General features: G+C 46.6%; 15 protein-coding genes. 7 read left to right on the top strand and 8 right to left on the bottom strand.

Annotated elements, in window-relative coordinates:
* Positions 1 to 77: 77 nt before the first annotated feature.
* The 4 genes from R8N47_RS18940 to glyQ all read right to left on the bottom strand — a co-directional run bounded on the left by R8N47_RS18940 (position 78) and on the right by glyQ (position 6,860).
* A complete protein-coding gene (locus tag R8N47_RS18940) occupies positions 78 to 1,331 on the bottom strand; it encodes a valine--pyruvate transaminase (protein ID WP_064353494.1) in 1,254 nt (417 codons plus the stop codon).
* Positions 1,332 to 1,560: 229 nt separating this feature from the next.
* Positions 1,561 to 3,645 carry an alpha-amylase gene (locus tag R8N47_RS18945; protein ID WP_064353495.1) on the bottom strand — a complete coding sequence of 695 codons (2,085 nt, stop codon included), beginning with the start codon at positions 3,643 to 3,645 and terminating at the stop codon, positions 1,561 to 1,563.
* A 217-nt stretch (positions 3,646 to 3,862) separates the two neighbouring features.
* Positions 3,863 to 5,929 (bottom strand): glycine--tRNA ligase subunit beta, encoded by a 2,067-nt coding sequence (glyS, locus tag R8N47_RS18950; protein WP_005378875.1) that lies wholly within the window; start codon positions 5,927 to 5,929, stop codon positions 3,863 to 3,865.
* A 13-nt stretch (positions 5,930 to 5,942) separates the two neighbouring features.
* Positions 5,943 to 6,860 carry a glycine--tRNA ligase subunit alpha gene (glyQ, locus tag R8N47_RS18955; RefSeq protein ID WP_005383818.1) on the bottom strand — a complete coding sequence of 306 codons (918 nt, stop codon included), beginning with the start codon at positions 6,858 to 6,860 and terminating at the stop codon, positions 5,943 to 5,945.
* A 484-nt stretch (positions 6,861 to 7,344) separates the two neighbouring features.
* On the opposite strand from glyQ, the gene R8N47_RS18960 reads away from it, so the two are divergent.
* Positions 7,345 to 7,899, top strand: coding sequence for a TMEM165/GDT1 family protein (locus tag R8N47_RS18960; RefSeq protein WP_005378877.1), 555 nt, complete (start codon positions 7,345 to 7,347; stop codon positions 7,897 to 7,899).
* Between the two features lie 160 nt (positions 7,900 to 8,059).
* On the top strand, positions 8,060 to 8,320 hold the full coding sequence (locus R8N47_RS18965; RefSeq protein WP_005378878.1) for a hypothetical protein: 261 nt from the start codon (positions 8,060 to 8,062) through the stop codon (positions 8,318 to 8,320).
* Between the two features lie 44 nt (positions 8,321 to 8,364).
* Here the strand turns inward: R8N47_RS18965 and tusA are convergent, their stop codons facing one another.
* The gene (gene tusA / locus R8N47_RS18970) at positions 8,365 to 8,613 is read right to left on the bottom strand and encodes a sulfurtransferase TusA (RefSeq protein ID WP_005378879.1); all 249 of its coding nucleotides are present in this window, start codon (positions 8,611 to 8,613) and stop codon (positions 8,365 to 8,367) included.
* Between the two features lie 133 nt (positions 8,614 to 8,746).
* Between tusA and R8N47_RS18975 the strand changes: the two genes are divergently transcribed.
* Both R8N47_RS18975 and R8N47_RS18980 read left to right on the top strand, forming a co-directional pair.
* Complete coding sequence (locus R8N47_RS18975) at positions 8,747 to 8,929, top strand: hypothetical protein (RefSeq protein WP_064353496.1); 183 nt, start codon at positions 8,747 to 8,749, stop codon at positions 8,927 to 8,929.
* A 167-nt stretch (positions 8,930 to 9,096) separates the two neighbouring features.
* Positions 9,097 to 10,041, top strand: coding sequence for a LysR family transcriptional regulator (locus R8N47_RS18980; RefSeq protein ID WP_005378881.1), 945 nt, complete (start codon positions 9,097 to 9,099; stop codon positions 10,039 to 10,041).
* Positions 10,042 to 10,093: 52 nt separating this feature from the next.
* On the opposite strand, the gene R8N47_RS18985 is transcribed toward R8N47_RS18980, so the two are convergent.
* The 3 genes from R8N47_RS18985 to fadB all read right to left on the bottom strand — a co-directional run bounded on the left by R8N47_RS18985 (position 10,094) and on the right by fadB (position 14,688).
* Complete coding sequence (locus R8N47_RS18985) at positions 10,094 to 11,074, bottom strand: MDR family oxidoreductase (protein WP_005378882.1); 981 nt, start codon at positions 11,072 to 11,074, stop codon at positions 10,094 to 10,096.
* 252 nt (positions 11,075 to 11,326) lie between these two features.
* Positions 11,327 to 12,502: an acetyl-CoA C-acyltransferase FadA gene (gene fadA, locus R8N47_RS18990; protein WP_064353497.1), complete on the bottom strand. Its 1,176-nt coding sequence runs from the start codon at positions 12,500 to 12,502 to the stop codon at positions 11,327 to 11,329.
* Positions 12,503 to 12,516: 14 nt separating this feature from the next.
* Complete coding sequence (gene fadB, locus R8N47_RS18995) at positions 12,517 to 14,688, bottom strand: fatty acid oxidation complex subunit alpha FadB (RefSeq protein WP_064353498.1); 2,172 nt, start codon at positions 14,686 to 14,688, stop codon at positions 12,517 to 12,519.
* A gap of 261 nt (positions 14,689 to 14,949) precedes the next feature.
* Here fadB and R8N47_RS19000 point away from each other — a divergent pair, with 261 nt between their 5' ends.
* The 3 genes from R8N47_RS19000 to hemG are packed head-to-tail and all read left to right on the top strand — an operon-like array spanning position 14,950 to position 17,614.
* Positions 14,950 to 15,573 carry a YigZ family protein gene (locus R8N47_RS19000; protein WP_005378891.1) on the top strand — a complete coding sequence of 208 codons (624 nt, stop codon included), beginning with the start codon at positions 14,950 to 14,952 and terminating at the stop codon, positions 15,571 to 15,573.
* A 46-nt stretch (positions 15,574 to 15,619) separates the two neighbouring features.
* Positions 15,620 to 17,077 (top strand): TrkH family potassium uptake protein, encoded by a 1,458-nt coding sequence (locus R8N47_RS19005; RefSeq protein WP_005378893.1) that lies wholly within the window; start codon positions 15,620 to 15,622, stop codon positions 17,075 to 17,077.
* 9 nt (positions 17,078 to 17,086) lie between these two features.
* Positions 17,087 to 17,614, top strand: coding sequence for a menaquinone-dependent protoporphyrinogen IX dehydrogenase (hemG, locus tag R8N47_RS19010; protein WP_054577148.1), 528 nt, complete (start codon positions 17,087 to 17,089; stop codon positions 17,612 to 17,614).
* Positions 17,615 to 17,657: the final 43 nt, after the last annotated feature.

Genomic DNA, 17,657 nt, shown 5'->3' on the forward strand with positions numbered 1-17,657 from the left:
CTTTTTAGTTTGGGGTTTTCAAATCCGCTATTTTAAAGCCGTAATTTCAAAGAGAAGAACGGCTGAGTTCAATCCATCTATTTACCTTCGCGGTAAGCCTTTTCCACTTCTTCAGCGATAATCGCAATGCCTTTTTGCATCATTTCATCATCTTGAACGTAGTTCATACGCAGGCATTGGTGCGCGTGATCCCACTCGTCTTGCTGACCAATAAAGAAATATTCACCAGGGACAATCAATACGCCACGCGCTTTCAAGCGTTGGTACAGTTCCATTGTTGTGATTGGCAGTTCATCAAACCATAACCACAAGAAGATAGCGCCTTCCGGCTTGTGGATGCGGAATCGCTCATCGGTAATTGCTTGTTGGAGCAGTTCAACCGCACGTTGTGATTTTTGCTTGTAGAACGGCTTAATCACCTCTGAACTCAGTTTAAGCAGATCGCCTTTGCCAATTATATGGTTTGCCAGCGCTGGACCAACACTGCCCGGCGCTAGGCTGATGATGCCGTTCATATTGGTTAACGCTTGAGTGATTTCTTCACTCGCAATCACAATGCCACAACGCACACCTGGCAAGCCAAGTTTAGATAGGCTCATGCATAGGATGGTGTTTTCATTCCAGAACGGTTCGACATCTTCAAAGATGATGTTCGGGAAAGGTAGACCGTAGGCGTTATCGATGATCAGCGGGATGTTGTTCTCACATGCTAGCTTGTCCAGTTTACGTACTTCTTCGTCTGTCAGTACATTACCCGTTGGGTTGGTTGGACGAGACGCGCAGATTGCCGCAACAGAGTCGTCGACGGTTAGTTGCTCAAAATCGACGTGGTATTTAAACAGACCGTTATCTAACAGCTCGATTTCTGGGTGGTAAGAGATAAAGATATCTTCATCAATGCCTGCATCACCATAACCGATGTACTCAGGTGCGATAGGTAGTAGCACTTTCTTATGCGAACCATCTGGCTGTTTACCTGCCAACAAGTTGAACAAGTAGAAGAAGCCACTTTGGCTGCCGTTAGTTAGGCTGATGTTCTTTTCGGAAATATCCCAGCCGTAAGTTTCACGGAATAACTGAGCTAGCGCTTTGACGAACGCGTCTTTACCCTGCGGGCCATCGTAGTTGGCGAGGGCGGCGACGAGCTCCCCACTGGCGAGCATTTCCTCACTGGCTTGGTGAAAGTAATCGAGCATGGCAGGAATGGCGGCAGGATTACCTCCACCGAGCATGATGGCACCTGGTGTGCGCAGACCATCATTCAAATCGTCCATTAACTGCGTAATACCTGAATACTGATTAAATTTTTCACCAAACTTTGAGAACTGCATGCTGACTTATACCTAATTCATTGTGATTGCTTTGTGTATGTTTATGCCGATGTTTTATCGGCTTATCGAGTAATCCTTGACCTTACCTCAATGTGTAATTAACGCAAAGTGTGAATTAAGCCGAAAAAGAAAAAAGTGCGTCATCAGACCAGAGGGACGAGACTAAATGGCAAAAAGAACAATAAAAAAGGGAAGCTTATGCTTCCCTTGCTGGTGGAGAGAGTGTGATTTACTCACCGGTGTAAACAATCAGTACCTTGTCGTCTTGGTATTGGCGTTCGAACGCGTAGTAACCTTCTTGATTGCGAGTGATGTGCTTACCTTGAGCAACCGCTGGGTGGCGTTTACGGAATTCACCCAATTTTTGCCAATGTTGCAGCAGATCTTCACGCTCGCCATGAATCTTATCCCATGGCATATCTGAGCGTGTGCCTTGGTGGGCGTCTGAACCAGTAATGCCAAAATCACGAGCTATCTCATCACCGTAATAGATCTGTACTGCACCCGGAGCCAGCATCAGAGCATTTGCCGCACGTGCTTGGTCATCAAAGCTGCGGCTGCGAGCTGACCAAAACAGTTGTGTATCGTGTGAAGACAGGTAGCTCAACACATTGAACTCAGGATCGGTATTGATGCGCTCTGCATAGCGGCGGTAATCATTATCAAGTTGAGCGAAACACTTCAGCGCTTTTGGTGCCACATCAGATTGGAACTCGAAGTTGATGATGGAATCGAAGCCGTTATCGAAATACGGGCTCTTCACTACGCTGTGTGCCCACACTTCACCTGTCATCCAAAATGGCAGGTCATCTAGTGCTTTGTCTGGATTGTTTTGCTTCCACTGGGCAAGCGCTTGAGTGGTGCTGGCTTTCAACTCTGCCCACGCTTCCATTTCAACGTGTTTGGCCGTGTCGACACGGAAGCCGTCAATGCCGTAGTCACGTACCCAATCGGATAACCAGGTAATCAGGTGTTCACGTGGGGTTTGCAGCTCATCTTGCGCATTGGTGTCTTTATTGCGGAAGAAGTTTGGTAATCCGGTTTTCTTAGTCGATTCGGTTTTGAGATCCGGTAGGTAGTTCAAAGACATGGTGATATCGTTGTAGCCCGGAGCATCGTAGTCACCAATGTCGGTGCGGATCCAATCTTTGCCCCACCATTTATCCCACGCTTCGCTATCACCGTATTTGATGTAGTCGTTGAAGCTGTGCCAGCTTTGTCCTAATTTTGGCTGCCAGTCGGTCCATTTTTCACCAAGGACTTGTTTGGCTTCTTGGTCATCAAGGTAAAGCTGACCAAAGCCGAATTCCTGCATGTCTGCTAATGTCGCATAACCTGTGTGGTTCATGACTACATCCCAAATCACGCGGATACCTTTCTTGTGGGCGGTATCGACGAAGGTTCTGAGTTCATCTTCGGTACCCATGTTGGCATCAAGCTTGGTCCAATCTTGGTGATAGTAGCCGTGGTAGCCGTAGTGCTTAAAGTCGCCTTTATCGCCGCCGCCAACCCAGCCGTGGATTTGTTCCAGTGGTGAGGTTATCCAGATAGCATTCACACCAAGTGATTCGATGTAATCGAGTTTTTTCGTTAGACCCGCTAAGTCACCACCGTGGAAGGTACCAATCTCATATTTTCCGTCTTTACTGCGACCGTAGCTGTTGTCGTTGTCAGGGTTGCCATTGTAGAAGCGGTCAGTCATGACGAAGTACACTGTTGCGTTATCCCAGCTGAACGGTTTGTCGGCTTGCTGATCGACTTCTTCTAGCAGCAATAGACCTTGGCTCATAGGACCCGGCTGCATGGTGACGCTGCCATTGGCGACTGTGGCTTCTTGTCCGGTTAAGGCGTCACGAACGACAGTGCCATCATTAAAGGTTTGAGCAACATTGATGGTTTTTGGCGTGTCAGTTGCGACAGGGCAAGAGTAGGTGATGTCCTGAGTCTGTTTTGGTTTGATTTTTACCGTCAGCTCGTTGGTGGTTGGATTGAGCGTAAATTGATAGGTATTGGCTTTGAAGATGCGCAGCGGCATTTGTGCATCAGTGGCGCAGTTATCCATTTTTAATGGACGATTGAACTTGATGCGATCTTCTTCTGCTAGGGCAAAGCTACTGCCACAGCTTTGATTACTGTCGGCAATGGTAAAGGTGTAGCTGCCTTTTTCGAGTTTTTGCTCGGCGACAAGTAAGCCCTGTGAGTTTTCCTCAAAAACAGCGGTATCATCACCAACGCTTAATACGATGGCATTTTCTGGAATCTGGCTGCAGGCGCTCAGTAGACCAATAGAGAGTGCGAGAATTGTTTTTTTCATTGTGTCCTTCCCCCGAATAAACAGTCCAGTTATAGCAAAACTGTGCCTCTACAATCCGAGCTCTATACCAACAAGTTAAACGCGTCTCACCCTACAAATTTTAGTCTTGTTCACAAAATGAATAATAAGCGTCACCTTCATCGGTTTGAAGGCAACAAAAAAGGGAAGCATCTGCTTCCCTTTTACTTATTTCTTAATCACTTCGAAGAGTAATGAATTACTTTTGAAGCAAAGAAATGTCTGCGATCTGTAGGAACAGGTTACGCAGGTTGTTCAGTAGTGTCAGACGGTTCTTCTTAAGTGCTTCGTCGTCTGCCATTACCATTACGTTATCAAAGAACGCATCAACTGGTTCACGTAGGTCAGCTAGCTTGCTTAGGGCTTCTTGGTAGTTACCTGTAGCAAATGCTGGCTCTAGCGCTTCAGTCATTACTTCAACGCTTTCTGCTAGTGCTTTCTCTGCGTCTTCTTGTAGAAGTGCTAGGTCGATGTCTGCTGCTAGTTCGCCGTCGAATTTCGCTAGGATATTACCTACACGTTTGTTCGCTGCTGCTAGAGACTCTGCTGCTTCTAGTTCACGGAAGTGAGAAACCGCTTTAACTCGTTGGTCGAAGTCTGCTGGTTTCGTCGGACGACGAGCTAGAACCGCTTGAATGATGTCTACGCTGAAGCCTTCGTCTTGGTACCAAGCACGGAAACGACCAAGCATGAACTCGATAACGTCTTGCTCAACGTTGTCGTTGGTTAGGCGATCGCCAAACAGTGACTTCGCTTTCGCTACTAGGTCAACAAGATCTAGGTTGTAGCCGTATTCAACGATGATACGTAGTACACCTAGAGATGCGCGGCGTAGTGCGAATGGGTCGCTGCCTTTAGGCGCTTGACCAATACCGAAGATACCTACGATAGTGTCTAGCTTGTCTGCCATTGCAACTGCAGTTGAAACGCCGTTAGATGGTAGTTCATCACCTGCGAAACGAGGCATGTATTGCTCGTTCAGTGCTACTGCAACTTCTTCTGCTTCACCGTCGTGGCGAGCATAGTGCATACCCATAACACCTTGAGTATCCGTGAATTCGAATACCATTGAGGTCATTAGGTCACATTTTGCTAGTAGACCAGCACGCTTTGATTTCTCAACGTCAGCACCGATTTGCTCAGCAATGTAGCCAGCAAGTTCTGTGATGCGGTCTGTTTTGTCTTTGATCGTACCCAGTTGCTTTTGGAAGATCGCTTGCTCTAGTTCAGGTAGACGGTCGATAAGCGGACGCTTACGGTCTGTGTTGAAGAAGAACTCTGCGTCAGCAAGACGAGGGCGAACTACTTTCTCGTTACCTTCGATTACGTAACGAGGCTCTTTTGATTCGATGTTCGATACGAAGATGAAGTTAGGTAGTAGCTTCTTGTTTTCGTCGTAAACAGGGAAGTATTTTTGGTCACCTTTCATGGTGTATACCAACGCTTCAGAAGGCACTTTTAGGAACTCTTCTTCAAACTTCGCTGTTAGTACCACTGGCCATTCAACCAGAGACGTTACTTCTTCTACTAGGTCATCTTCTAGGTCAGCGATACCGCCAACCGCTGCTGCCGCTTTTTGTGCGTCAGCTAGGATGATTGCTTTACGCGCTTCGTAATCTGCCATTACTTTACCGCGCTCTTCTAGAATCGCAGGGTATTGCTCAGCAGAATCGATAGTGAACTCTTGCTCACCCATGAAGCGGTGACCACGGATAGTGCGGTCTGAAGCGACACCAAGGATCTCGCCTTCGATTAGGTCGCTGCCCATTAGCATGGTTAGCGTCTTAACTGGACGGATGAACTGAGTTGTTTTGTTACCCCAGCGCATTGGTTTTGCGATAGGTAGGTTTGCTAGTGCTTTCGCTGCAAGTTCAACTACGATCTCAGACGTTGGCTGACCTTTCACTTCTTGTTTGAACAGTAGCCATTCGCCTTTGTCTGTAACCATGCGTTCTGCTTGGTCAACCGTGATGCCACAACCGCGTGCCCAGCCTTGAGCCGCTTTTGTTGGGTTGCCTTCCGCGTCAAACGCTGCAGAAACCGCAGGACCACGTTTTTCAACAACTTTGTCAGACTGGCTGTCTGCTAGTGCTGCTACTTTTAGAGCAAGACGACGAGGTGCCGCGAACCATTTCACGCCTTCGTGAGCAAGCTCAGCGCCTTTTAGTTCTGCTTCGAAGTTTGCTGCGAATGCTTCAGCTAGAGTGCGAAGTTGCGTTGGTGGTAGCTCTTCTGTACCTAGCTCGATTAGAAATTCTTTTGCCATGTTACTCTACCCCTTACGCTTGTTCTTTCTTACACATTGGGAAGCCTAGAGCTTCACGCGATGCGTAGTATGCTTCTGCAACTGCTTTAGTCAGGTTGCGGATGCGTAGGATGTAACGTTGGCGTTCAGTTACTGAGATCGCTTTACGTGCGTCTAGTAGGTTGAATGCGTGACCGGCTTTTAGAATGCGCTCGTAAGCAGGTAGTGGCAGTGGCTTTTCAAGCTCAAGCAGCTCTTTACACTCTTTCTCGCACTGTTCGAAGAAACCAAATAGGAATTCAACGTCTGCGTGCTCGAAGTTGTAAGTCGATTGCTCTACTTCATTTTGGTGGAAGATATCACCGTAAGTCACTTTGCTGCCATCTGGTGCGATGTTCCAAACGAGGTCGTAAACAGAGTCTACTTCTTGGATGTACATTGCTAGACGTTCGATACCGTAAGTGATCTCACCAGTTACTGGCTTACACTCAAGACCACCAACTTGCTGGAAGTAAGTAAACTGGGTCACTTCCATGCCGTTTAGCCAAACTTCCCAGCCCAGACCCCATGCGCCTAGTGTTGGGTTTTCCCAGTTGTCTTCTACGAAACGGATGTCGTGTACAAGAGGGTCAATACCAAGAACTTCAAGGGAGCCAAGGTACAACTCTTGAATATTGTCAGGCGATGGTTTTAGCGCTACTTGGAATTGGTAGTAGTGCTGAAGACGGTTAGGGTTTTCACCGTAACGGCCATCAGTAGGACGACGTGAAGGTTGTACGTAAGCTGTCGACATTGGCTCTGGGCCAAGCGCTCGTAGACAGGTCATTGGGTGAGAGGTACCCGCACCCACTTCCATATCTAGCGGTTGAACAATGGTACAACCATTTTGAGCCCAATAATCCTGCAGCGCGAGGATCATTCCCTGGAAGGTTTTGATATCGTATTTTTGCATAAGTCAGGTTCGCGCGATTCTCTTGTTACTCGTTAATTCGTCATCTATGCCGAGTTTTTCAACTCTAACAACGGCGATAAAGAGTAATTACGGTTGAATAAATTAACAATCTAGTATAACCAGATATTGAGCATGGGAGTAGAGCTAATCTTGATTAATTCGTGGGCGATTTTCTCCTTTAATGAATTTTTACCGCGTTATCTGCTGTATTTTTCCTTAAAGGGAGTTTTTGCCTGCTTTGGCTCTTGAGAAGCGCAACAAAGGTGGCTAGAATTGCGCCTGTCTTTGGGGAGTAGCTTACCTGATGAAGTTTCTGTTTCATCTGGTTCGTCCGTCAACATAATTGGTGCAAAATCACCATGGCGTTCGAGACTTGAAGCCTTTCAAGTTTAGCAAGACCTTAGACAAATCATCACGAACCGGGGTAGGGGCGTGAGGTTTGTCTTCGGTTAAAAATAATAATCCCTGCCCCAATGAGCATGTCGTGAGCGTTTTAGCTATTTCAATTACTACTGTAGCGTTAGCAGAAATTGGCGATAAGACCCAATTGCTATCTCTATTACTTGCAAGTCGTTACCGAAAACCAATCCCAATTATTGCAGCAATCTTTTTGGCAACTATTGCCAACCACGCTTTGGCTGCATGGTTAGGTGTGGTTGTCGCAGACTATCTATCACCTGAGATTTTAAAGTGGGTGCTGGTGGTCAGTTTTGTCGCGATGGCGGCTTGGGTTCTGATCCCGGACAAACTGGATGATGACGAGCAGATTTCTAATCGAGGCCCATTTATTGCCAGCTTTATCGCGTTCTTCGTTGCGGAGATAGGCGATAAAACTCAGATCGCCACTTCCATCTTAGGGGCACAATACGCGGATGCGTTAAGTTTGGTGATTATCGGTACCACAATCGGTATGCTGCTGGCGAATGTACCTGTGGTCCTGATTGGTAAATTGTCGGCCGACAAGATGCCTTTAGGACTAATCCGTAAAATCACCGCATTTTTGTTTATTGCTCTGGCAATAGGGGCTGCACTGTTCTGATTTTTTACACGTGAAATGATGTGAGTTATCAATCATTAGTGGCGTGCTGCGCGAGTTCAAACTCTGACTCAAAATCGTTCCGTTGCGTGACGGATGACATATAAGTGTCATACTTGTCATGGTAGTTTAATGGTGTGAATGATAGCGAGAGGGCAAGTTTATGCTTACACGTTACATGGGGATGTCCCCGAAGAGTCAGAGTTATTTATTCACTTTTGGTTTAGCGCTGTGTTTACTAGCGATGGTGCTAACTGATATGTGGTTACCGATTGTAGCAGGATCGTTCGTTCTTACTGGATTGACAGTAGAAGCGTGGATTCGTGTCGCTCACATCATTCCTATGCATGAAGAGATGCGGGCAATGAAGAAACAACTTAACAAGCTCCAATCAGAAGTTCGCACACTCGAATACGACGAATAAACAAACGGCAGCCAATATTGGCTGCCGTTTTTAGTTCGACCAGATTATTCCAATCCTTTCTTGATCAGGTACTGATACGGAACTTGCTCCGTTTGCGCCGCAACTAATTGGTGGTCCATAAAGCGGCAGAAACTCGGAATGTCTCGAGTCGTGGATGGATCGTCTGCTTTGACCAGCAAAATCTCACCATCTTGCATGTTGCGAATTGTCTTCCTGACCATCATCACTGGCTCTGGGCAGCGCAGTCCTTCCGCCTCTAATGTCTTGTTTGCCAGTTCAGGATTAAAGCTCATAGTGTGATTCTCGTAACTAACTGAGCGTTGAATTTTACTTTCGTTGAAAAAATATTCAATAACCACTTGGCAAACCGAATTTTTTGTTTTACCTTAAATTAACAATTTGGTAACAACTGGCAAGGGAGAGGCAATGTTAACAGCGTTAGACAGACTTACGATTTACTCAGTGCTGTGTTTTATCTCGTTTTGTGCATTGCTACTCAGGACGCCAGCTGACACCTCTTTGACGCCTCTTGTAGGCATGGTTGCCACTATTATTGGGATTTGGATCGAGATGCGCAGATGGTCTGGCGCATCTGAGCCAGAAAATTAGCGCTTCTTGCTTGGATCAGAATGCTTTTAATAACGCTCACCTATTTTTACCGACACTTCATTCCGACACTATCCCCATTTTTCTTGGGCTTCCCCGCTGAAAGGCGGGATTTTTTTTGCCTAAAGAGTACAATTTACCCAAACACATACAAAATAAGTGGCTAATTCGTGGAACTGGAAGATATCTATCGCCGAGATTTAAATTTACTGGTTGCGTTGCGAGTACTGATAGAAGAAAACAGTGTCAGTAAGGCGGCAACACGTCTGAACTTGAGTCAATCGGCAATGAGTCGTGTGCTTGGTCGTCTACGTGACTTGTTGGGAGACCCGCTGTTTACTCGTCAGGGACAGCATTTGATCCCAACTCAGAAAGCGTTAGAGATCGATCGCTCATTGGGCGAACCATTAGAGTCTTTACGTCAGTTGTTATCTCCGGTTGAGTTTGACCCATTGCAATGCGTGCAGACTTTCAACATCGTGACCACCGACTATGCCATGCAAACGATCTTACCGTTCGCTTTGCCGAGAATTTACCAAGAAGCGCCAAACGTGTCTTTCAACTTCTTACCACTGCAACACGACCGTTTATCAGATCAGCTCACTTATGAAGGTGCAGACTTAGCGATTTGTCGCCCGACAGGCCCGGTGGAGCCTCTACGCAGTGAAGTGTTGGGGCGAGTGGGGGTGCTGTGTATGCTTTCAAAACAGCATCCATTAGCGGATAAAGAAATGAGCTTGGATGATTATCTGAGTCATCCACATGCCATGATCGCCATCAGTGATGGTGTTAAGGCACTGATCGAACAAGCTTTGATGGAGAAACCTAAGCGTAAAATGGTTCTGCGGGCTTATCATTTAGAAGCCGCATTGGCGATCATGGATACCTTGCCAATTATCATCACAGTGCCAGCGGACTTGGCGTATCTGGTTGCCGAGCGTTATGACTTGGTGGTGAAACCGTTACCATTCCAATTCACGCCGTTTGAATACTCGATGATTTGGCATGCGCGTTGCGAGCATTCTCCTGCTCAAGAATGGTTAAGAACGATTGTGCGTGAAGAGTGTAGCCGTCTGATAGCTAAACGTATCGAAGATATGGGACTGAACTGCTAACAAAAAAGAGCCAGCAATGCCGGCTCTTCGTCTGTTTACACTGAGTCAGTGTTTATAGCTTGATAACCACACGACCCGTTACTTGACCGTTGGTGATGTCTTCTGCATATTTCGGTGCTTCAGCAAGAGCAACTTCAGTACACGCTTGCTCGAAGTAGCTGTCTGGTAGTAGCTCGACCAGCTTTTCCCATGCAGCGATACGTTTCTCTGTTGGGCACATTACTGAGTCCACACCTTGTAGGCGAACATTACGTAGGATGAACGGCATCACTGTGGTTGGTAGATCAAAACCACCTGCAAGACCACAAGCTGCAACTGCACTGTTGTAATCCATTTGCGCCAATACTTTTGCTAGTACTTTGCTGCCTACAGTATCAACCGCACCTGCCCATACTTGCTTTTCAAGTGGACGTGCTGGTTCTTCAAATTCAGTACGGTCGATGATGCGGCTAGCACCTAGTTTTTCAAGTAGCGGGCCATTTTTTTCTACACGACCTGTCACTGCAGCAACTTTGTAGCCAAGCTGTGCTAGAAGCGTTACTGCGACTGAGCCTACACCGCCACTTGCGCCAGTTACAAGGATTTCACCATTTTCAGGTTTGATGCCTGCATCAAGCAGTGCTTGAACACATAGCATGCCTGTGAAACCAGCAGTACCAACCATCATTGCTTTCTTGCTGTCTAGACCTTTTGGTAGTGGTACTAGCCAATCTGCTTTTAGACGAGCACGCTGAGACATACCACCCCAGTGGTTTTCACCCACGCCCCAGCCAGTAAGGACAACTTTGTCACCAGCTTGGTAGCGGTCGTCTTCTGAGCTTACTACCGTACCTGCTAAGTCAATACCTGGCACCATCGGGAAGTTACGGATGATTTTACCTTTACCTGTGATCGCAAGGCCGTCTTTGTAGTTTAACGATGAGTAATCAACGTCAATCAGAACGTCGCCTTCAGGCAGTTGTGTTTCATCGATTTGCTCGATGTTAGCGATAGTACGTTTGTCTTCTTGATTTAGAACTAGAGCATTAAACATAAGGTTCTCCGATTGTGCGGTAGCATGACTCTGGGTCACATGCAGCAAGATATCAACTGGTCTAAGTGTATGTCTTCTTTGTCTATGAATAAAATGAAACTTGAGCATTTAATGTATGCTTTTCATGCATGTTTGATGTAAAACAAAAAGGGCGACATCAATTGTCGCCCTTAAGTGTAATACTAAAAATTTTAGTACTAGTTCATTTGCTTATGATTGTTGGCTCGATCACTGCAACAACGTCTTGAACTGTTATGGTCGTTCAAATACTGTCGCAATGCCCTGACCCAAACCGATACACATGGTGGCCAGACCGTATTTCGCGTCTTTCGCTTCCATTAGGTTGATCAACGTTGTTGAGATACGTGAACCAGAACAGCCTAGTGGATGACCCAATGCTATCGCACCACCGTTAAGGTTGACCTTCTCATCCATAACATCAAGCAGGCCTAAGTCTTTAGCACACGGCAGAGACTGCGCGGCAAATGCTTCGTTTAGCTCAACCACATCCATGTCTTCAATTGAAAGACCGGCACGCTTGAGCGCTTTTTTCGTCGCAGGTACAGGACCGTAACCCATAATAGAAGGATCGCAGCCCGCAATGGCCATGCCTTTAATACGTGCACGAATCTTCAAGCCAAGTTCATTAGCTTTCTCTTCACTCATGATCAATATCGCTGATGCACCATCGGACAGAGCCGATGATGTACCGGCTGTTACTGTACCGTTTGCAGGGTCGAACACTGGGCGAAGTTGAGATAGACCTTCAACGGATGTTTCAGGGCGAATCACTTCGTCGTAATCCAGAGTGAACAGTGTGCCGTCTGCTGCGTGGCCTTCAATTGGTAGAATTTCGTTTTTAAAACGACCCTCTACGGTTGCTGCGTGCGCACGAGCGTGAGAGCGAGCGGCAAACTCGTCTTGTTGCTCACGGCTAATACCATGTAATTTACCAAGCATTTCAGCCGTTAAGCCCATCATGCCCGCAGCTTTTGCTACGTTCTTTGACATACCTGGGTGAAAGTCTACACCGTGGTTCATTGGCACATGCCCCATGTGCTCAACACCACCAATTAGGCAGATTTCAGCATCGCCAGTCATGATGGCACGTGTACCGTCGTGAAGCGCTTGCATTGATGAGCCACACAAGCGGTTCACCGTCACGGCGCCAATTTCAATCGGCAGACCAGCAAGCAGCGCCGCATTACGTGCAACGTTAAAGCCTTGCTCTAGTGTTTGCTGTACACAGCCCCAGTAGATGTCTTCAATCTCGCTTGGGTTCACTTGTGGGTTACGCGCAAGAATGCCTTTCATTAGGCGCGCAGATAGATCTTCTGCTCGTGTATGACGGAAAGCACCACCTTTAGAGCGACCCATTGGAGTACGTAGACAATCGACTACGACAACATTTCTTGTTTGATTAGTCATTTTAGAATCCCTCCTTAGATAGAACCTTGCTGTTGTGCACCGTAAAAGCTTTCACCTTTCGCCGCCATATCAATCAGCATTTGCGGTACTTGGTACATCGCACCTAGCTCGGCGTGTTGTTTTGCCATTTCAACGTATTCAGCAATACCCACGCTGTCTAGATAGCGGAATACGCCACCGCGGAATGGAGGGAAACCAAGACCATAAACCAATGCCATATCTGCTTCCTGCGGAGTCGCGATGATGCCTTCTTGTAGGCACAGCACCACTTCGTTAATCATTGGAATCATCATACGTTGAATGATGGTCTGATCGTCAAAGTCCTGCTTATCGGCACAAACGTCAGCAAGTACCGGTAAGATCGCTTCGGAGAAGGTTTTCTTCGGCTTACCTTTTTTATCTATGGTGTAGCTGTAGAAGCCATTACCATTTTTCTGACCATATTTGTCTGCTTCGAACAGTGCATCAATCGCATCACGACCTTGTTTACCCATACGCTCAGGGAAACCGTCAGCCATCACAGCTTGTGCGTGGTGCGCGGTATCAATGCCGACTACGTCAAGCAAGTACGCCGGTCCCATCGGCCAGCCAAACTTACGCTCCATGACTTTGTCGATTTTCGTAAAGTCAGCACCATCACGAAGTAGCATGCTGAAACCGCCAAAGTATGGGAACAATACGCGGTTAACGAAGAACCCTGGGCAGTCATTAACGACAATTGGTGATTTGCCCATTTTCGCAGCATACGCCACAACACGGTTGATGGTTTCATCAGAGGTGTGCTCACCACGGATGATCTCAACAAGAGGCATACGATGCACTGGGTTGAAGAAGTGCATACCACAGAAGTTTTCTGGGCGTTTTAGTGATTTTGCCAATAGGTTGATAGGAATCGTCGAGGTGTTTGAGGTGATAACGGTGTCGTCACCGACATGGGATTCAACTTCACTTAAAACTGCTGCTTTTACTTTCGGGTTTTCAACGACAGCTTCAACAATCACATCAGAGTTTTCAATACCTGCGTAATGTAGGCTCGGTGTGATTGACGCTAAAATACCCGCCATCTTAAAGCCATCAATGCGACCGCGAGATAAGCGTTTATTCAGCAGCTTAGATGCTTCAGTCATGCCTAGGTCGAGCGACGCTTGCGCGATGTCTTTCATTAAGACAGGCACACCTTTTAGCGCTGATTGGTAAGCAATGCCGCCACCCATGATACCTGCACCTAACACGGCTGCACGTTGCGTGTCTTTACTTGCTGACTTCGCTGCTTTTTTCGCAATGCCTTTGATGTATTGATCATTAAGGAATAGGCCAACGAGTGATTTTGCTTCTTCCGATTTAGCCAATTTCACGAAGTGCTTACGTTCAATGTCTAACGCTTCATTACGTGCAAAGCGAGCACCTTCTTCAATCGTGATAACGGCTGTCATTGGGGCAGGGTAGTGAGGGCCTGCTTTTTGTGCCACCAGACCCTTCGCCATGGTGAAGCTCATCATTGATTCAAGCTTACTCAGCGTTAGCGGAGATGTTTTCTGTGCTCGGCGTGCTTGCCAGTCAAGTTTCTCGTTAATTGCAGAGTCAAGAGTTTGTAGTGCTGATTCGTATAAAGCATCAGTCTCTACAACTGCATCGAGTAAGCCAATTTTCAATGCTTCATCAGCTCGGCATGCTTTACCTTGGGTGATGATTTCCATTGCGCTGTCTGCGCCAATAACGCGAGGTAAGCGTACACAACCACCAAAGCCAGGCATGATTCCCAGTTTCGTTTCTGGTAGGCCGATGCTGGTGGTTTTGTCACCAATACGCATGTCTGTTGCTAGCACACATTCACAACCGCCACCAAGAGCGTGGCCTTTGATCACTGAGATGGTCGGAACGGGTAAGTCTTCTAATTTGTTAAAGATGCTATTAGCAAATTGCAGCCATTGGTCGAGCTCGGCATCCGTTTTAGCAAACAGACCTAAAAACTCGGTAATGTCTGCGCCTACAATGAATGCGTCTTTATCTGAAGTGAGCAACAACCCCTTGAGGCCTTGATGGGCAATGAGCGCATCAAGAGCTTTATCTAGCGATTCTAATGTCGCTAGGTCGAGTTTGTTGACGGATTTTGGAGAGCAGAAGCTTAGCTCTGCAATACCATCTTGTATTTCCTTTACCTGTAGGGTTTCGGCTTGGTAAATCATTGTCTATCTCCATGACATACAATCGTGGATTGTCTGTATACCTATTTCAACGACGCCGTGTACCTCGGCAAATAGGTATCGAGGAAGTCGTTTTATTTTTGTTCTGGTTTGACCAGTAAGGTTAGTTTGGATCGTGGATTGTTTAATTTCAATACATTTTTTAAACAAGTGTTTAACATTGTGCGCTGTGGCAGATCTTATGCGACGGGTAAATCACACTCGTGATAGACTTCAGGCAAATAGACATGAATCCATAATCCTATGAATGACAAGCCTTATCTGATTCCAGCAGAGCCCGCTCAATTTGAAGAAGAAATTAAAAAGAGCGTCTTCATTACTTATTTGGCACACACGCCAAGTATCGAAGCTGCAAAAGCATTTGTTGATCAAATCAAAGCTAAACACGCTGATGCTAGACATAACTGTTGGGGCTTTGTTGCTGGTCGACCAGAAGATTCGATGAAGTGGGGCTTTAGTGATGATGGAGAACCTTCAGGGACGGCAGGCAAACCAATCCTGGCGCAGCTGTCTGGATCTGGGGTGGGGGAGATCACGGCTGTGGTCACGCGATACTCTGGTGGAATCAAGTTAGGTACAGGCGGCTTGGTTAAAGCGTATGGGGGTGGGGTTCAACAAGCGCTCAAGCTGCTTCAAACTATTGAGAAAAAAATAACCACAAAGCTCAGACTAACGTTAGACTATGGGTTTATGCCTATCGCACAATCAATCATGCCGCAATTTGGTGCGATAGAAGTCGAGGCTGAATACAGCGATCAGGTCGTATTAGTGGTGGAAATTGAGCTTCGAGAAGTGAGCGCGTTTACCCAAGCAATCATCAATAAAAGCGGGGCAAAGGCAATTGTCACTCCGCTAGACGGACAATAATGAAAAACAGGAAGCAACAGGGACAGCTTCGCTAGTCAATTTATCCATGCAATTTCGTTCAATTATTCGAATCGTCGGGCTACTGCTCGCACTCTTCAGTGTCACTATGCTTGCGCCAGCACTCGTTGCGCTGATCTATCGAGATGGTGCTGGTGTGCCTTTTGTCACGACATTTTTTGTTCTGCTGTTTTGTGGGGCCGTTTGTTGGTACCCAAACCGCAGGTATAAGCACGAGCTTAAAGCTCGAGATGGCTTTCTTATTGTCGTCTTATTCTGGACAGTACTTGGCAGTGCAGGCTCGATCCCCTTTCTCATTGCTGACAATCCGAACGTCTCAGTGACAGATGCGTTTTTTGAATCGTTTTCTGCTCTCACGACGACCGGGGCGACCGTTATTGTTGGTTTGGATGAGTTACCTAAAGCGATTCTATTCTATCGACAGTTACTGCAGTGGTTCGGCGGTATGGGAATCATCGTATTAGCGGTGGCGATTTTGCCAGTACTTGGCATCGGTGGTATGCAGCTTTACCGCGCCGAGATCCCAGGTCCAGTCAAGGATACTAAAGTGACGCCGCGCATAGCAGAAACTGCTAAGGCGCTTTGGTACATCTATTTGAGCCTGACTATCGCCTGTGCTTCGGCTTTTTGGTTAGCTGGTATGACGCCATTTGATGCCATCAGTCACAGCTTTTCCACCATTGCCATTGGTGGCTTCTCTACCCACGATGCCAGCATCGGATACTTTGATAGTTACGCGATTAACCTGATTACGGTGGTTTTTCTGCTTATATCTGCATGTAATTACACACTGCACTTTGCTGCATTTGCATCAGGTGGCGTACATCCCAAGTATTACTGGAAAGATCCTGAGTTTCGCGCCTTCTTGTTTATTCAAGTGCTGCTATTTATCATTTGCTTTCTATTATTACTGAAACATCACTCTTACACATCGACATACGATGCTTTCGATCAGGCTCTGTTCCAAACTGTATCAATATCCACAACAGCGGGCTTTACGACAACAGGTTTTGCGGATTGGCCGCTCTTCTTACCTGTGCTGTTATTGTTCTCTTCCTTTATAGGTGGTTGTGCTGGTTCAACAGGCGGCGGCATGAAAGTGATCCGTATCCTGCTTCTTACCTTACAAGGTGCGCGTGAACTAAAACGTTTAGTCCATCCACGCGCGGTTTACACCATCAAAGTAGGTGGCAGTGCCCTACCGCAACGTGTTGTCGATGCGGTTTGGGGTTTCTTCTCCGCATACGCATTGGTATTTGTGGTTTGTATGTTGGGGTTGATTGCAACAGGAATGGATGAGCTCAGTGCGTTCTCGGCGGTGGCTGCGACTCTGAACAACCTCGGTCCTGGCTTGGGAGAAGTAGCGCTGCACTTTGGTGATGTTAACGACAAAGCAAAATGGGTATTGATAGTTTCTATGCTGTTTGGTCGTTTGGAAATCTTTACCTTACTTATTCTACTTACGCCGACGTTTTGGCGTAGCTAAGGGGAAATCGTGGCAAAAGCATTATTTCTATACTCTTCCCGCGAAGGGCAGACTAAAAAAATTCTCCACTATATAGATGAACAACTTCCAGACTTCGATTGTGAGCTGGTGGATTTACATAATGTCGAGACGATTGACTTCAGCCAATACGACAGAGTATTGATAGGCGCCTCTATTCGCTATGGCCATCTTAATAAAAAGCTATACCAGTTTATTGAGCGAAACCTCAATCAATTGGAGCAAAATAAAGTGGCATTTTTCTGCGTAAACCTAACCGCTCGTAAAGAGGACCAAGGAAAGGATACACCTGAAGGTAGTGCCTACATTCACAAGTTCCTAATTAAGTCGCCTTGGAAACCAACGCTAATAGGTGTTTTTGCTGGTGCACTTTATTACCCACGTTACAGCTGGTTCGACAGAACTATGATTAGGTTCATTATGTCGATGACGGGTGGCGAAACTGATACGACCAAAGAGGTGGAGTACACCAATTGGGAAAAAGTGGCTCTTTTCGCAGATAAATTCAGAGAACTGTAGAAATAACGTGCTCTTTTGACCGCTTTTGATGCAAATTTATCCG

This window comes from Vibrio sp. 2132-1 (assembly GCF_033344315.1).

Coding starts and splice junctions, on each gene's coding strand:
- R8N47_RS18940 (WP_064353494.1), bottom strand. CDS start 1,331: ATGCAGTTCTCAAAGTTTGGTGAAAAATTTAATCAGTATTCAGGTATT.
- R8N47_RS18945 (WP_064353495.1), bottom strand. CDS start 3,645: ATGAAAAAAACAATTCTCGCACTCTCTATTGGTCTACTGAGCGCCTGC.
- glyS (WP_005378875.1), bottom strand. CDS start 5,929: ATGGCAAAAGAATTTCTAATCGAGCTAGGTACAGAAGAGCTACCACCA.
- glyQ (WP_005383818.1), bottom strand. CDS start 6,860: ATGCAAAAATACGATATCAAAACCTTCCAGGGAATGATCCTCGCGCTG.
- R8N47_RS18965 (WP_005378878.1), top strand. CDS start 8,060: ATGCTTACACGTTACATGGGGATGTCCCCGAAGAGTCAGAGTTATTTA.
- tusA (WP_005378879.1), bottom strand. CDS start 8,613: ATGAGCTTTAATCCTGAACTGGCAAACAAGACATTAGAGGCGGAAGGA.
- R8N47_RS18975 (WP_064353496.1), top strand. CDS start 8,747: ATGTTAACAGCGTTAGACAGACTTACGATTTACTCAGTGCTGTGTTTT.
- R8N47_RS18985 (WP_005378882.1), bottom strand. CDS start 11,074: ATGTTTAATGCTCTAGTTCTAAATCAAGAAGACAAACGTACTATCGCT.
- fadA (WP_064353497.1), bottom strand. CDS start 12,502: ATGACTAATCAAACAAGAAATGTTGTCGTAGTCGATTGTCTACGTACT.
- fadB (WP_064353498.1), bottom strand. CDS start 14,688: ATGATTTACCAAGCCGAAACCCTACAGGTAAAGGAAATACAAGATGGT.
- R8N47_RS19000 (WP_005378891.1), top strand. CDS start 14,950: ATGAATGACAAGCCTTATCTGATTCCAGCAGAGCCCGCTCAATTTGAA.
- R8N47_RS19005 (WP_005378893.1), top strand. CDS start 15,620: ATGCAATTTCGTTCAATTATTCGAATCGTCGGGCTACTGCTCGCACTC.